Below are 15981 nucleotides of genomic sequence, written 5' to 3' on the forward strand. Positions count from 1 at the left end.
GGACTCTTATGAGATATATTCGATGGACATATTAAAGAAATCATCTGGCTTTCGACAGAATCAATTAACTATGCTGTAGAGGGGATTAAGAAAATAATCAAGCATGAAAATAAACAATTATGAAGATAGATAAATAAAAAGCTCATTGGCCAGATAAGAAATAAAGTTTCTGGCAATGAGCTTTTTTAATGGCTATTATATGGGGGCCTGCCATTGAATCTGATGCAGTATTTCCTCGGGTGTACTAACAATCATATCTGCTCCGTGGGATTCAAGGTGGGCCTTATCTCGAAAGCCCCATGAAACACCTACGGTTAATACGCCTGCATTTTTTCCTGTTTCAATGTCAATGGAGGTATCTCCTACATAGACACAATCATCCTTATTTAAGTTAAGCTCGTCGATTAACTTCAAAAGAGGGGCGGAATCCGGTTTCCCAGGAAAGCCTTTACGCTGCCCATAGCATCGTTCGAAGGTATCCTTACCAAAAAGAGAGTAGACAATATTTTGGGTTGTAGCATGGGGCTTGTTAGATAAAACCGCCAGTTTGATTCCTCGGTTCCTGAGGGTATTAATAAGGGAGCTGATTCCCTGGTAGGCCTCTATTTTATAGAGAACGTCCTTGTCATACAATTCATTATTTAGTTTTTTAACCCGGTTAATTATAGATTGATTTTCTATATTAATGTGTTTGAGCATCCGTCTATAGAATTCATCAGTGTGATAGCCGCAAAAATCCTTATAATCTTCTGTAGGGATTTCCTGAAGTCCATAATAAGACAGGGCCAAATTGCCGTAGTGGGCAATTGAATGAAGGGTATTGACAAGGGTTCCATCTAAATCAAAGATACATGCTTTATACATATTAACCTCCAAACCGTAGAATGTAACAATCCCTTTTCTTATCTATGACTTGATATATCCAATCCCTTTAAACCTGAGAATAATCCTCCAGACGAACAGCCTCAAGGTCTTCTTCCTTTATATTTAAAGATTTTCCAATCAGTTTTTCAACACCTGCTACCAGGGCGGTGGCATCCAAGCCGTATTTTTTCATCAAATAAGCCTTAGAGGCACCGTGGGTATAGGTATCGTTGATGCCCACCTTGACCAACGGCTTTCCAATGGCATTTTCAGCCATAACATCGGCAACAGCTGTTCCGAGGCCCCCAATGACAGTATGGTTTTCAATGGTTATAGCGCCGTATTTAACCTTTTTCAAGGCTTCCACCACCAGGGGATCAGTAAAGGGCTTCAAGGTTGAAATGTGAATATGCTCGATTGACAAGCCCTTTTCCTTTAAGGCCTTAGTGGCACGCATAGCCTCCTCTGTACAAATATTGCTGGAAAACAGTGCAATATCTGTACCAGTGCTTAATACCCTGCCCTTGTTTAATTCCATGGGTTCGTTTCGGCTAAAAAGTCTTGGAATTTCACCACGAAGCATACGAATATAGACAGGTCCGTTAACCTTCCTGGCTACATCTAAAACAGATTCTACGTCAGTTGCATCACCACAATCCAATATGGTTAGGTTAGGTATTCCCCTTAAAACTGCAACATCTTCAATGGCTTGATGGGTGGTTCCTCCCGGTGTCATAATACCAGGTAAAAACCCGACAAAGGTTACTGGTAAATTGGGGTAGGCCACAGACATTTGCAGTTGATCTAATGCCCGTCGATAGAAGAAAACAGCGAAGGTATGAAGAAAGGGTCTAAAGCCTTCTCGGGCCATGCCAGCGGCCCAGCTGATCATATTTTGTTCGGCGATTCCCAAAGAAAAATATCGCTCTGGATACGCCTCTTTAAATTCTTTAATTTCACAGGAGCTGCCTAGATCTGCCGATAAAACAACAACCTCAGGCTTATCCTTGGCCCAATCAATTAAATGCTTAGCGTGTACACCTTTTTCAAGCTTCATTAAAATCACCTCTTAATTTATAGTTTTGATTACATTTGGTCGTAAAATGCTTGATATCGATGGATTTCCTCTGCCGTTAAACGTACGAAGTGAAGGAAGGGCTTACGCTCCTCAAGCAGTGGGATTCCATGGGTGGCAGAGGTATATGCTAATACAACAAGGGGCTTGCCATCATTTTGTGGCTTAGCAGCTTCAGTTAAAGCCTCAATATCATGGCCGTCTACTTTGACCACTCTGGCTCCGAAGGCCTCGCAACGGGAAGCTAAGGGTTCAATGTTCATGACGTCCTTTGTATAGCCTTCTACCTGTTGACCGTTAACATCTACATAAACCACCAGGTTATCAAGGCCATAGAAGGATGCTGCTTGAAGGGCTTCCCAGGTTTGACCCTCTTGAAACTCTCCATCAGATTTGAAGACAAAAACCCTGCCCCTTTCGTTTTTTAGCTTTTTACTATGGGCTGTACCAGCAGCTATACTGATGGTTTGACCAAGGGAGCCGGCAGTGGTTTCAAAGCCAGGTGAATGTTCAGCTCCAATCATTTCCATAGACCAGCCGTCTACATTGAATTTTTCCATTGCGTCTTCCGATAATCGGCCACATTCCACTAAAGCAGCGTAAACCGCAGAGGCATAATGGGCAGGTGAAACAAAGAAACGATCAAAATCCGCCGATGGATCGCCGTGATAAGAAGACCCCTTCAGGTAATTCATGTTATCAGGGGTGGGAACACCAGGAAAGGCTCCCGGAACCACAGGCCCTTGGCTAGGACCAAGATTGAGTATTCTCATATAAAGGGTAGAAAGAATTTCGGCTGAAGAGCAGGCCTGGCCCAAATAACAACCACCACGTTCGATGGTCAGCTTAAGCAAATGCCGACGGATATTATGTGCTGCTTTTTGAATCGCTTCATTAGAATAATTTTTAGACATTGTTAATCTCCTCTCTATATTAATTTAAAGGACAAGCTACAGAAGAAAAGTGGTTTTGAAATTATGTTCAATAAAATGAACTTATGATTAACTCTATTATTTCATTTAACAAATTATTTGTCAATATGAAAAGTAAAATAAAGATAATGAAAATACTATAAATATTACGATTATAAGGTTAAAAATAGCCTTTGTAAATATATGGAATAACAAATATAATTTTTATAATTGACAATGCAAACCTTTTCTTATATGATTAATTTAATAAAAATTTGAACAATTGATTAAAATAATGATCAATTGAAAAGGGTGTGGGAATTTTAGATTAAGGGAACCCTATATTTAAAACAGGAGGCTATTTATGGATTTAAAAGGATTAATTAAAAAAGATCTGATTCAAGTGAATTTAGACTGTCGGGATCAGGATGAACTATTCCAGATTATGTGCAGCAATATTGTTCAGAAGGGCTATGCAAAAGAGAGCTTTTATACAGGAATTAAAGAGAGAGAAGCCTCTTTTCCAACTGGAATTGGATTAACCAATTATAATATTGCCATTCCCCATACTGATCCAATTCATACCCAGGTCCCTTTTATTTCTGTTGTTACCTTAAAAAAGCCAGTGAAATTTAAAATGATGGAGGATTTTAACCAGGAAGGAGAGATCAAGCTAATATTTATGATGGGGCTGGACAAACCGGAATCAAGCATTCAGGTATTGACACAGCTGGTGGCTATTTTTCAGAATGAGGACATGATCAACAGAATCATTAATGCCTCAACAACAGCAGAATTAGAAGAAATACTACAACAAATTGAGTAAATAATTTAAAAGGAGTGGAGAAAATGACAAAAACAATTATCATAGCATGTGCAACGGGTGTAGCAACCTCAACCCTGGTGGCTAAACGTGTTGAGGAATTGGCAAAGAAAAATGGAATTAATATTAAGCTCATTCAATGTAAAATTGCAGAGGTGGCTTCTAAGCAAGGAGAGGCGGATTTAATCGTAACTTCTACAATACTGCCCACCACCTACAGTATACCTGCCATTAAAGCCACAGCCTATATTACCGGCATCGGCGCTGAGAAGGTTGACAATCAGATTTTAGAAGTACTGAAGTCATAAGTACATTCTTAAAGGGGGTTAATATATGAATATCATTGTCAATGTGATTAATTATATCATCGGATTAGGTGCCACAGCTATTCTGCCTATCACCTTATTAGTTATCGGTACTATATTTGGCCTTGGAATAAAGCAATCCCTAAAATCTGGAATCACAGTGGGGATTGGCTTCATAGGTATTAATCTAATCATTGGCTTATTAATGGATAATCTAGGGCAGGCAGCCCAAATGATGGTCGAAAGAATTGGCTTAAATTTAACCGTTATTGACGGGGGATGGGCGTCGGCTTCTGCTGCAGCATGGGGTTCTCCTATTGCCGCAGTGTTGATAGGAATTTGTATTCTGGTAAACTTCATTATGATTTTGACCAATACGACCAAAACCCTGAATGTTGATATCTGGAACTACTGGCATGTTATGTTTGCCGGTGCCGTAGGCTATGTTGTAACTGGCAGTCTTATATTTTCTGTAATTTGTACAATTTTATTTGAAATCGTATTACTTGTATTAACTGATAAAACAGCCCCCTATGTGGAGGAATTTTTTGAAATCGAAGGGGTTTCCCTTTCAACAGCATCTTCTTTAATGTGGGTTCCCATTGGCTTTGTCATTGATAAAGTTGTCGATAAAATACCGGGGCTAAATAAAATCAATGCTGATTCAGATGCCATACAAAAAAGACTGGGAGTATTTGGAGAACCAATGATTTTAGGTGTTCTTCTGGGAATTGTACTGGGACTGTTGGCAGGGTATGAAATTGGTCAAATATGGCTTCTGGGTGTAACAATGGGAGCAGTTATGTATTTAATGCCCAAAATGGTCAAGATTCTACTGGAAGGTCTATTGCCTATTTCAGATGCAGCCAAGGTATTTTTACAAAGAAAATTTGGTGATAAGGAATTATATATAGGTTTAGATTCAGCCATTGCCCTTGGGCACCCTGCTGTAATATCTACAGCATTACTGCTTGTACCGGTAATGATACTGCTGGCTGCAATCTTACCAGGTAATAAGGTGCTTCCCTTTGGTGACTTGGCTTCCATTCCCTTTTATGTAGCCTTTATTGTTGCCCATAATAAAGGGAATATCATTCGATCTGTTGTGACAGGTACCATACTTTTGGCTATTACATTCTATGTTGCCACAGCCTTTGCCCCTGTTTATACAGATATGATGATCAGTGCCAACTATAGTATTCCAGAGGGTGTTGCGCAGATGTCCAGCATTACCTCAGGCGGTTCAATACTAAATTGGCTGGTGCTAAAGCTGTCTGAATTGGTTAAAACATTTATATAGCTTGATTGGAAAAATTGAGAAAGGTGTATGTTGAATCAACGACATACATCTTTCAATTTAAAGAACAAGTTCTTTTATAACGGAGGGATAACAATGAGAGCATTAATGAAAAAGAAAGATGGATACGATAATATGGAATTGGTTGACCTTCCGGAACCCGAGGCAACCGGTAATTTAGTAAAGATTAAGGTTGAATATGCAGGAATTTGCGGCTCAGATTTACATGCCTTTCATGGAACCTACAGCAGTACCGTTACCCCGGTTGTGTTGGGCCATGAATTATCGGGCTATGTTACGGCTGTCGGGCCAGAGGTAACAAAGGTTCAGGTAGGGGATCGAGTAACGACTGAAACCACCTTTTCTACCTGCGGCATCTGTGAACCCTGTAAGGAAAAGGACTATAACCTATGCTCGCATCGCAAGGGCCTGGGTACCCAGGTGGATGGAGGCTTCGCAGAATATGTTCTGAGCAGAGAAGAGAGTGTGCACAAAATACCGGATAATGTGAGTCTTCTTTCGGCGGCCCTTTCAGAGCCATTGGCCTGCGGTGTCCATGCTTCAATGGAAAAAACCAATGTTGAAAAGGGTGATATTTGTGTCGTATTTGGCCCCGGAGCCATTGGGCTGCTCCTTAGCCAGGTGGTCAAGGCCCGGGGGGCTTATGTCATTTTGGCAGGGGTCACCAAGGATGCAGATCGCTTTGAAATTGCTAAAAATATTGGAATTGACATGGTGGTTGATCAACAGACGGAGGATATCGTTGCAGTAATTAATCGGCTAACCAACGGTAGGGGGGCAGATAAGATATTTGAGTGCTCTGGAGCGGTGGCAGCTTTAAATAAAGGTCTGGAGATAGCAAGGAAAAAGGCGGATGTAATACAAATGGGGGTATTCCCGAAGCATTTTAATGAAATCAATACAGAAGCTATTTTGCAAAAAGAAATTAGGTATATCGGATCAAGATCACAAAAACCAAGTTCCTGGGAAAAAACAATGAAATTGTTAGAATCAGGCATTGTAAAGCCCGATGAAATTGTTTCATTAATTGTAGATTTAGACAACTGGCGGGAAGGATTCGATAAATCCCTGAAGGCTCAGGTGGTTAAGGCCGTTATTAAATGCTCGTAAAAATGGGTCTGGCTTTCTATTTTAAGAAAGTCAGACCCATTTCTTATTCCAATGAATGTAGCCGTAAAAGCTCCTTTGCCAGTTTTTCATCGGCAATAAGGGTATTGATAAAATTTGACCGAATCGCCGTCAACACCGGTACGGCCTTTTCAACGGAAGCACTTAATCCGATGGACCATTTTGCTGTCTTCAAGGTAGAAAGGGGAGCGGAAACCACATATTTTGATTGATTTTGAACCTCTTCTCCATTTTGATTGAACATGCGTGCCAGCATATGACCAACGGCTCCCTTTTTCAAGAGCACCTGGCGTTCAGCTTCATTAAGGTAGCCTGCCTTTTGCAGCGTTGATGATTCCTGAAACAAGGAGCCAATACCGGTTAAAATTATATCCAGACGCTGGGCCTTTTCTAAGGTGTTGGCAATTTGAGGTTCATTTAACAGGTGATTGTACACATCGACATTATCAACAAATACGGGGGCATAAATATTTGAATAGGTTCCGTTGAGGCGTTCCGCCAGGTGAAAGGCCAGCTCCAGGCCGTCGAGATGGGGGTTTCCCGTACCAAGGGTTCCAGCCATTTGGATAATATGGATGTTATAAAAATCTGTATTTTTTTCAAGGGCGTTAATGATATATTGAATGGCCGGTCCCCAGGTAATTCCTATATTCATGTTGTTTTCCAGTATACTAAGCAAAAACTGTGCGGCAACCTCACCGCATTTTTTTAGGCCCTCATCATAATTGTAATCTCCTTGAATGACAATGGCATCCTTGAGCTTAAAGGTATTTCTAAGGCTTTTTGAAAGCTCGGCATTTTTTTTAACTGAGCTTTGGATCGTAATCCTGACAATGCCTAGCTCTCTGGCTTCTTCAAGAATTCGTGAAACCGTTGGGCGAGAGGTGCCTAAAATTTCTGCAACCGCACTCTGGCTAAGGCCCTGCTGGTAATAAAGCTCAGCAGCTCTAATTAATAATTCTTCCCGTGCACTCATAGACAATAATTCTCCTTAAGTAATGATTAAATATCAGATAATTGGTAGTCGTTTTTATGCTGTCAAAAATAGCCCGTGGGCCAGATCTCATTGTAAGATCATCTGCTTAAATTTTCAAATACTACAGTAATCCATTTATAAAGATTATAGCACAATTTCTTAAATTATAATACATTTTATCCCATTCAAAGGGGAATTATGAAATCGGTAAAGAATGGCAGGGCTTTATTTTAGGTTCTATATAGAGAAATGCCGGTATTTTTTCTTTTATTCTCATTCCCTCCCTGTTGTGGAATGGAATAACCAACTGACAGAGGAAATAGAAATCCCTCTTGGTTTTATTGACCGGGAGGGATTTTCATTTAGGTTAATAGCTTTCAAATTGGGCATGGTATAGTTTAGCATAAAGCCCCTGAGCTGCCAACAGGGTCTGATGATCTCCCTGTTCGACAATGTTGCCATCCTTTACCACTAAAATGGTGTCGGCGTTTTGTATGGTAGAAAGACGATGGGCGATGACAAAACAGGTTTTGTTTTTCATCAAATTCCGCATAGCCTCTTGAATTTGAAGCTCTGTACGGGTATCGACATTGGAGGTGGCCTCGTCTAAAATCAGCATCTTTGCATCCAGCAGCATGGCCCGGGCAATGGTTAAAAGCTGTTTTTGGCCCTGGGAAATATTCATGCCGTCCTCCCGTAATACCGTATTGTAGCCCTGGGGAAGCTGCATAATATAGTTGTGAATTTTGGCAGCCTTGGCAACTGCAACCACTTCCTCCAGGGTAGTGTTCTCTCTGCCGTAGGCAATGTTATCAAAAATGGTTCCCTGGAATAACCAGGTGTCCTGTAAAACCATGGCATAGGAGGCCCGAAGACTTTTTCTGGTTACCCCTTGAATAGAAGCTCCGTCAAGGGATATCTTACCTCCGTTAGGGTCATAAAATCGCATAAGCAAATTAATCAGGGTGGTTTTTCCTGCTCCTGTGGGGCCTACAATGGCCACCAGACTGCCCTGACGAGCCCTTAGACTAAGGTCATGAATAATGTTTTTTTCTGGCCCATAGCCAAAGCTGACATGGCTCATGGTGACTTCACCATTAACGTCAGTCAAATCATAAGCTCCCCGGGCATCTAATTCGGGGGCTTCATCAATTAAACGAAATACCCTTTCGGCAGCAGCTGCGGCAGATTGCAGCTCGCTGATAATATTGGCCATTTCATTAATGGGGCCGGAAAATTTTCTGGAATAAAGCACAAAGGATGATACATTTCCCACCGAAAGACGACCAAAGAGATACAGCAAAGCACCAAAAACACTGACCAGGGATAATGACAGATTATTAATAAAGTTCACCGATGGGCCCACCATACTGCCGTAATACTCTGCGTTGTAGTAGGCATCGACGGCCTCCTGATTTTTAAGATCAAACCGGGCCAGCATGTTTTTTTCCTGATGATAGGCCTTAATAGTTTTCTGTCCTGTGATCATCTCTTCAACAAAGCCATTGAGCTCTCCCAGCTTGGCAGAACGCCTTCTAAACAAGGGGCGTACCCTGCTGGTCATATACCTGGTAAAGAGGATGGAAATGGGAATGGTAACAGCAAAAACCAGTACCAGAACCGGAGAAATCATCACCATCATAAAAAGGGAGCCAAAAACTGTAATCAAGCTGGTGCAAATTTGTATTAAATCATTGGATAAAGAGGCATTAATCGTATCAATATCATAGGTGATTCGGCTGATTAAATCTCCCGTTTGAAAACGATCAAAATAGCCCACTGGTAAATCTGACAATTTTGCAAAAACATCCCGCCTCAGGCTATGGGCAACCCGCTGGCTTAAATTAATCATAACGATTGACAACCCGTAGGCCAAGGCCGAGGATAACAGATAAAAGACAATCATCAGGCCACAGTAGTAAAAGACCCGCTGAAAAATAACAGCTCCCCTGCCAGGCTCAATGGCATCAATGGCATAGCCCGAAAGCAAAGGACCCAACAGCGCCAATAAATTGCTGGTCAGGGTCAGAAACAGGGCAAGCAGCAGCCACCATTTATATTGAAAGAGGTATTCCCACAGCCGGAGAATAATTTTATGATTAATTTTTCCCTTCTTTTTATTATGCATATTGACTGACCCCCATTTGAGAACGACTGATTTCTGCGTAGCTTTCACAATTTTCCATAAGCTCCTGGTGAGTTCCATAGCCAATGATTCGGCCTTCATCCAAAACCATGATATGGTCTGCATCCATGATGGAGCTGATGCGTTGGGCCACAATGATTGTGGTGGTATCTTGAAAATGATTATGGAGAGCCCTTCTGAGGCGAGCATCGGTTTGGTAATCCAGGGCACTGGTACAATCATCCAAAAGCAGGATTTCGGGCCTGGCTGCCAGGGCCCTGGAAATCAACAGGCGCTGCCTTTGTCCGCCGCTTAAATTGCTTCCTTTAACCGTTAGCTGATGCTGATATTCCCTTTCCTGGGCCTCGATAAATTCCCTGGCTTGGGCAAAACCAGCGGCCTCCCGAAGGGCCTGCTCAGGAAGCCTTCGGCCGAAGCTAATATTTTCGGCAATCGTGTCGGCAAATAGGGTATCATTTTGCAGCACCACACCAAATTTTGTGTGGAGGGTCTCTCTAGGAATGCTTTTGATATCCTGACCATTGATTCTTACAGTTCCCTGATCTACATCGTAAAAGCGCATTAAGAGCTTTAAAATAGTAGATTTTCCACTGCCGGTGGGGCCAATAATACCAAGGGTTTCACCGGGCTTCAATTGAAAATTGATATCCGTTAAATTGTTTTGTTGCTTATGGTAGGAAAAGGAAACCCCTTCAAAGGAAATATGGTAATCGGAATGGTTGGGCAGGTGGTCTTCTATCAGCAAATCCTCGGGAGTTTCCAGTACCTCGGTAATTCTTTGAAAGGAGGCACTTCCCTTTGAAAATATAATAAAAATTCTGCTGATTGAAAGCATAGCATTTAAGATAATGGTAAAGTAGGTTAAAAAGGCAATAATCTTGCCAGGCTGGGTCAGGCCGTCATTAACCCGGTAAGCCCCTACCAAAATCACCAGGGTCAAGCCTAAATTCAATAAAAGGTTCATCATGGGGTTGGTAATGGCCATGGTGAGCCCCACCCTTTTTTCATCCTTCATGACTTTACTATTGATGCTCTTAAAACGGCCTTTTTCATAGGTACCCTTACTCAGGGCCTTGATCACCCGAATACCGGTGATGTTTTCACGAACGATACGAACCATATCATCCACCGACTGCTGAAGCTTCTGGTAGAGGGCAATTCCCTTCTTTGAAACAAAGAAGATAACAAGGGAAATAAAGGGCAGTACCCCCAGTAAAACCAATGCCAGCACCGGGTCTAGGGTAAGGGTCACCATCAGGCCTCCAACTAATAAGATCGGAGCCCGAACACCCAGCCGCTGCATCATACCGATCATATGATGAACATGGTAGGTATCGGAGGTAAGCCTTGAAGTTAAAGATGGAATTGTAAAATCATCCACCTGGCTACAGGAAAGGGCTACGGTTTTTTGAAAAAGATCATGGCGAATTCTTTCCGTTGTGTCCCTGGCAACCCTGGTGGCCATTCGATTGGCAATAATGTTTGTTGCCACTGCAACGATGGAGGCAATTACCATCATCAGGCCCCACAGGGTAATGAGTCTTACATTTTTTTGCGGAACAATATAGTCAATCATATGGGCTAAAATCCAGGGCAGTAGCAGATCCATGATGGTGCCGGTGAATTTAATTGTAAGGCCCAGAAGCATTCTGGAAAAATAGGGCCTTAAATATTCAATAAATTTTTTCATTCCTTGTCACCTGCTGTTCCTTCTGTTACCAGGCTGATGGCCCGTTCCATCACCCTTTCCATCATGGCATAGAGATTTCTTTGCTCTTCCGGTGAAAAGTCAGACAGCAGCAGCTGATTCCAATTTTCAAGTATTTCCATCAGCCTTGGGTATACATTGAGCGCCTTATCGGTGGGAAAAACCTGCATCTGTCTTCTGTCGGCTTCGTGGGGAGTTCGGGTAATGAAGCCCCCCTGCTCCAGCAGGGCCAGCTGCCTTGCTACACTGCTTTTATTGACATAAATGATTTTAGCCAGCTGATCCTGGGAAATACCGGGGTTTTTACAAATATTCAATATGTAGGAATGCTGGCAGCCGTTTAATCCGTACTGTTCCAGCTGACTACTTCGATAAAGGGTGGCACAGCGGGCAGTACGGCTAATATATTTCGTCAGTAAATCCATGGTAGACCTCCTTCTATTAGTTGTTCATGCAACTATTTGATAATAACTAGCATAGCACAGGCTGAAAGGTGTGTCAAATATGCTGAAGTATAGAGAATTCATTATAGAGGAAATAGGAATGATAATTAAAATATTTTCAAGGAATACCAAACAGACGGAAAGCTTGACAATATTTTAAAAATATACTATGTTATAGTTAGTGACCAGCTGGTCACTAAGATAAAATTTTGAAGGGACCACGTGGTCACCGAACTGGAGATGATAAACTTGCCTTTACAATTATTCCATGAGCTAAAAAGTGAAAAAAGACATAAAATTTTGAATTCAGCCCTGGAGGAATTTTCTTGTTATGGCTATTATGAGGGTTCAACTAATCGAATAATAAAGGAGGCAGCCATTAGCAAGGGCAGCCTGTATAAATATTTTGCCAGTAAGGAAGACCTATACTTTTTTTTATTAGATAATGTAATTTTGAATTTATCAAGCAGCTTTAAAGAATATATGGAGTCACTTCCTACAGACCCCTGGGAGAGAATTATTAAGTGTGCAGAACTGGAAATAGACTGGTATATTCAGCATCCTAATCAGTACAAATTTATTAAAAGGGCTTTTTCACCAAATGAAACAGCTATTTACCATCAAACCATTCTAAAATATGGAGAAATGGGTCTTAACTTTTATCAGGGCCTGTTGAAGACCATAGATAAAACTGCCTTCAAGGGAGATAGTACAAAAGCTTTGAATATAATTAGATGGTTTCTATTAGGCTTTAACGAAGAATTTATGAGATCGATAGATGAATTTTCTGACTTACATGAGGCTAAGAATCGATACATTGAAAAGCTGAGGGGCTATATAGAAATGCTAAAGGGTGGATTATAAATAAGGGAGGGAATGAACATGCTCTATCATGCCAGAAAAAAACAACTCATTATGGGAGATACTGAAATGGACTATGTTACCTTCGGTAGGGGCGATAAACCATTCATTATTTTGCCTGGACTAGGTGATGGACTACAGACCGTTAAGGGCAATGCATTAAATCTTTCATGGTATTATCGCCATTTTGCTAAAATATTTCAAGTTTATATTTTTAGTCGAAAAAATCAATTAGAAGAAGAAATGACCACCAGGGATATGGCAAGAGATCAAAGGAAGGCCATGGAAATGCTGGGGCTTGAAGATGCCTATGTGATGGGTATTTCCCAGGGTGGAATGATTGCCCAGTACCTGGCAATTGATTATCCCGAAGGGGTAAAGAAGCTAGTAATAGGTGTTTCAGCTGCCAAGCAAAATCCTGTATTGCAGCAGGTTATTAAAAATTGGATTCAAATGGCCAGAGAAAATAAATATCAAGAATTGGTTACAGATACAATTAAAAAGACATTTACGGAAGAAAAATACAAAAGATATAAGCCCATTATCCCCATCATTAGCAGAATAAGCAGGCCAAAATCCTTCAATAGGTTTTTAATTCAGGCACAGGCTTGTTTAACCCATCAGGCCTATGATGAACTGCATCTAATCCAGTGCCCTACTCTGATTATTGGAGGTAATAAAGATCATGTGGTGGGAGAAAATAATTCAGTGGAAATGGCAGAAAAAATTAATTCAAGCAAGCTGTTAATTTATGAAGGGCTTGGCCACGGTGCTTATGAAGAAGCAAAGGATTTTAACCAGCAGGTCTTAGATTTTTTGCTTGAAAAGTATCCAAAGGAACCTTGTTAAATTTAAATATTGGGGCTTCATGCACATATTTCTTGATACGATGGAAAACCTAATAGTATCTAAACCTATGCTGGGAGGACGCTTAAATGAAGGCCATCGTATATGAAGGAATTAAGGATGTAAAGGTTAAAAATATTGGTGACCCGGAAATTAAAAAGGATGATGATATTATTGTAAAGGTGACCTCCACCGCCATCTGTGGATCTGACCTTCATTTAATCCATGGGATGGTGCCCAATATGCCCAAGGGCTTTGTGCTGGGCCATGAGACCATGGGAATTGTGGAGGAAGTCGGAAAGGATGTCCACCGGGTAAAAAAGGGAGATCGAGTTATTATCCCTTTTCCAATTTCCTGCGGTCACTGCTGGTATTGTGAGCATGATTTGTGGAGTCAGTGTGATAATTCAAATGAGAATGGTGAAACAGGCGCCTATTTTGGCTACAGTAAAACCTTTGGTGGGTATGACGGAGGGCAGGCAGAGTACCTGAGGGTTCCCTATGCCAATGTTGGCCCCACGATTGTACCAGAGGAATTGACCGATGAACAGGTACTATTTTTGACAGATATTTTGCCCACCTCCTACTGGGGGGTTGAAAACGGTGGTGTTAAGAAGGATGATACGGTGGTGATTTTAGGCTGTGGGCCCGTAGGATTATTGGCCATGAAGTGGGCAGCCTATTTCGGGGCCGGACGAATCATAGCCGTAGACTATATTAATTATCGACTGGAGCATGCTAATCGCTACAATGGTGTAGAAACCATTAATTTTCAGCATCATGACAACACCGGCGAATACATCAAGGAAATTACCAACGGTGGGGCAGACGTGGTGATAGATTGTGTTGGTATGGATGGAAAAATGACAACCCTAGAGATGATTGAAAGTGCATTAAAGCTTCAGGGTGGTTCAAAATCAGCTATAGAAATTGCCACCCAGGCCGTCAGAAAGGGAGGCACGGTTTCCATGGTAGGGGTCTATGGTGCCCGATACAACATGTTTCCCCTGGGTGACTTTTTTTCAAGGAATATTACCTTAAAGATGGGGCAGTGTCCCGCCCATAGCTATGTTGATCCCATATTGAAGCTCATTCAGGAGGGAAAAATCGATGCCACAGACATCATCACCCACAAGCTGTCTTTAGATAAAGGGGAGCATGCCTATGAGATCTTTGATGAAAAGAAGGATAATTGTATTAAAGTGATTTTAAAACCATAGAGAAACAGCACCGGCCTGATGCAATGATAGCTCAGGCCGGTGTTGTTTTTTAGCCAGCAAATTGAATCCTTAGCTTTAAAATAATGGGAAAATTAGAGGAATTGATAGGGCGATGGCGAAGATTTAAACTATTGAATAAAGAAGTGATTAATCAAAATAACCAGTCCAAAAAAGGGGGAAAAATATGAAAGAAAAACATTTAATTGGGGTGGATTTTGGAGGTACCAATATTCGTATTGGCCTGTTTGACCAGGAGAACAGGCTTTTATTTCAGGAAAAGCTGTCAACGGAGGCAGACAAGGGGCCGGATTATATTATTAATAATCTTAAGACCCAAATAAATAACCTGATGGCCCGTTACTCCATTGGCGGAATCGGAATCGGTATGCCAGGGCCCTTAAATCCCCATGAAGGGGTGGTGCTGGGCCCGGTAAACCTGCCAGGATGGGATGAAATTCCCCTTGCCCAGATTATAACCCAATCCTTCGGCATACCCTGCTATATTGAAAATGACTGTAATGTGGCGGCCCTGGCCGAAAGCATGGAGGGGGCAGGGAAGGGACTACCCATTGTATTTTATATTACTGTCAGTACCGGGGTGGGGGGCGGCTTGTGTATCAATGGTGAGATTATATCCGGTGCCTATGGAAACGCAGGGGAAATAGGGAACATTATTGTCTCAGACCAGCCGGTGAAGCATAGCTATTTAAATTCCGGCTCCCTTGAGGGGATGGTCAGCGGAACCTGTATGCTGAAGCAGGCCAGGGAAAGGGGACTGGCCCTGGAGCAGGCCCACGAAATATTTTTATTGGCCCAGGAAAACCACCCAATTGCCAGGGAAATTGTCGAAAGTGGCTTAGATTCCCTTGCCAAGGGAATGGCGGCCATCGCCCATGTAATTGAACCCCATATATTTGTGCTGGGGGGCGGTGTAGCAAAGGCAGTTCCCGATTTTCCAGACCAAATGAAGGTAAGATTTGAGCAGTATATTTATCCCATTATGCGGGGAAAAATTCAGGTTGCCTTAGCTCAATTAACAGAGCCTGGTATGGTGGGGGCTATGCACCTGGTGAAGAAGAAGCTGATATGAAGGTCAAATTAACAGTTTTAGAAAGCAAGTGTCGGGGAAATTATCATCAGGCAGGGGATAGCTATCTTGTTGAGGATATTTGTCCCCCAATATGTCATGAATTATGGCAGAGTATCTACCCAAGCATCTATGTTTTATTAAATAACGGCAGCTTAGATTACGGTGATACTAAAGCCAAGATATTTCAAATGAGGTGCCCGGATCAAGGTCGAGTGATAATTCAAGGAGAAGTTTATCAAGATGAAAAATAAGTAATGGTCGCTAAAG

The 15981-nt window shown here is 41.8% G+C and carries 16 protein-coding genes; 9 read left to right on the forward strand and 7 right to left on the reverse strand.

Annotation, left to right across the window (positions count from 1 at the left end; genetic code table 11):
* Nucleotides 1–195: 195 nt before the first annotated feature.
* From ACYQ1I_RS13225 to ACYQ1I_RS13235, 3 genes are all read right to left on the reverse strand, one after another.
* Nucleotides 196–864: an HAD family hydrolase gene (locus ACYQ1I_RS13225; protein ID WP_459766072.1), complete on the reverse strand. Its 669-nt coding sequence runs from the start codon at nucleotides 862–864 to the stop codon at nucleotides 196–198.
* Nucleotides 865–931: 67 nt separating this feature from the next.
* On the reverse strand, nucleotides 932–1921 hold the full coding sequence (locus ACYQ1I_RS13230) for a transketolase family protein (RefSeq protein ID WP_459766074.1): 990 nt from the start codon (nucleotides 1919–1921) through the stop codon (nucleotides 932–934).
* 29 nt (nucleotides 1922–1950) lie between these two features.
* Nucleotides 1951–2853 (reverse strand): transketolase, encoded by a 903-nt coding sequence (locus tag ACYQ1I_RS13235; RefSeq protein WP_459766076.1) that lies wholly within the window; start codon nucleotides 2851–2853, stop codon nucleotides 1951–1953.
* A 361-nt stretch (nucleotides 2854–3214) separates the two neighbouring features.
* Here ACYQ1I_RS13235 and ACYQ1I_RS13240 point away from each other — a divergent pair, with 361 nt between their 5' ends.
* From ACYQ1I_RS13240 to ACYQ1I_RS13255, 4 genes are all read left to right on the forward strand, one after another.
* Entirely contained in the window at nucleotides 3215–3676 is a 462-nt protein-coding gene (locus ACYQ1I_RS13240) for a PTS sugar transporter subunit IIA (protein WP_459766078.1), read from the forward strand.
* 23 nt (nucleotides 3677–3699) lie between these two features.
* On the forward strand, nucleotides 3700–3981 hold the full coding sequence (locus ACYQ1I_RS13245; protein ID WP_459766080.1) for a PTS sugar transporter subunit IIB: 282 nt from the start codon (nucleotides 3700–3702) through the stop codon (nucleotides 3979–3981).
* A 25-nt stretch (nucleotides 3982–4006) separates the two neighbouring features.
* The gene (locus ACYQ1I_RS13250; RefSeq protein ID WP_459766082.1) at nucleotides 4007–5278 is read left to right on the forward strand and encodes a PTS galactitol transporter subunit IIC; all 1272 of its coding nucleotides are present in this window, start codon (nucleotides 4007–4009) and stop codon (nucleotides 5276–5278) included.
* 93 nt (nucleotides 5279–5371) lie between these two features.
* Nucleotides 5372–6406: a zinc-binding dehydrogenase gene (locus ACYQ1I_RS13255; RefSeq protein ID WP_459766084.1), complete on the forward strand. Its 1035-nt coding sequence runs from the start codon at nucleotides 5372–5374 to the stop codon at nucleotides 6404–6406.
* A gap of 43 nt (nucleotides 6407–6449) precedes the next feature.
* Here ACYQ1I_RS13255 and ACYQ1I_RS13260 read toward each other — a convergent pair whose 3' ends face one another.
* The 4 genes from ACYQ1I_RS13260 to ACYQ1I_RS13275 form a co-directional block, all read right to left on the reverse strand.
* Nucleotides 6450–7400, reverse strand: a complete 951-nt coding sequence (locus tag ACYQ1I_RS13260; protein WP_459766086.1) for a sugar-binding transcriptional regulator — start codon at nucleotides 7398–7400, stop codon at nucleotides 6450–6452.
* Between the two features lie 367 nt (nucleotides 7401–7767).
* Entirely contained in the window at nucleotides 7768–9528 is a 1761-nt protein-coding gene (locus ACYQ1I_RS13265; protein WP_459766088.1) for an ABC transporter ATP-binding protein, read from the reverse strand.
* Nucleotides 9521–11236, reverse strand: a complete 1716-nt coding sequence (locus ACYQ1I_RS13270; protein ID WP_459766090.1) for an ABC transporter ATP-binding protein — start codon at nucleotides 11234–11236, stop codon at nucleotides 9521–9523. The genes ACYQ1I_RS13265 and ACYQ1I_RS13270 overlap by 8 nt, the downstream gene beginning before the upstream one ends.
* Nucleotides 11233–11679 carry a MarR family winged helix-turn-helix transcriptional regulator gene (locus tag ACYQ1I_RS13275; protein WP_459766092.1) on the reverse strand — a complete coding sequence of 149 codons (447 nt, stop codon included), beginning with the start codon at nucleotides 11677–11679 and terminating at the stop codon, nucleotides 11233–11235. The genes ACYQ1I_RS13270 and ACYQ1I_RS13275 overlap by 4 nt, the downstream gene beginning before the upstream one ends.
* A gap of 267 nt (nucleotides 11680–11946) precedes the next feature.
* Between ACYQ1I_RS13275 and ACYQ1I_RS13280 the strand changes: the two genes are divergently transcribed.
* The 5 genes from ACYQ1I_RS13280 (at nucleotide 11947) to ACYQ1I_RS13300 (ending at nucleotide 15965) form a co-directional block, all read left to right on the forward strand.
* The gene (locus ACYQ1I_RS13280; protein WP_459766094.1) at nucleotides 11947–12561 is read left to right on the forward strand and encodes a TetR/AcrR family transcriptional regulator; all 615 of its coding nucleotides are present in this window, start codon (nucleotides 11947–11949) and stop codon (nucleotides 12559–12561) included.
* A gap of 12 nt (nucleotides 12562–12573) precedes the next feature.
* Nucleotides 12574–13407: an alpha/beta fold hydrolase gene (locus tag ACYQ1I_RS13285; protein ID WP_459766096.1), complete on the forward strand. Its 834-nt coding sequence runs from the start codon at nucleotides 12574–12576 to the stop codon at nucleotides 13405–13407.
* A gap of 86 nt (nucleotides 13408–13493) precedes the next feature.
* A complete protein-coding gene (locus ACYQ1I_RS13290) occupies nucleotides 13494–14624 on the forward strand; it encodes a zinc-dependent alcohol dehydrogenase (protein ID WP_459766098.1) in 1131 nt (376 codons plus the stop codon).
* 184 nt (nucleotides 14625–14808) lie between these two features.
* Nucleotides 14809–15714, forward strand: coding sequence for an ROK family protein (locus ACYQ1I_RS13295; RefSeq protein ID WP_459766100.1), 906 nt, complete (start codon nucleotides 14809–14811; stop codon nucleotides 15712–15714).
* Nucleotides 15711–15965 carry a TIGR04076 family protein gene (locus ACYQ1I_RS13300; protein WP_459766102.1) on the forward strand — a complete coding sequence of 85 codons (255 nt, stop codon included), beginning with the start codon at nucleotides 15711–15713 and terminating at the stop codon, nucleotides 15963–15965. The genes ACYQ1I_RS13295 and ACYQ1I_RS13300 overlap by 4 nt, the downstream gene beginning before the upstream one ends.
* Nucleotides 15966–15981 lie beyond the last annotated feature (16 nt).

The organism is Alkaliphilus crotonatoxidans (genome assembly GCF_054658015.1).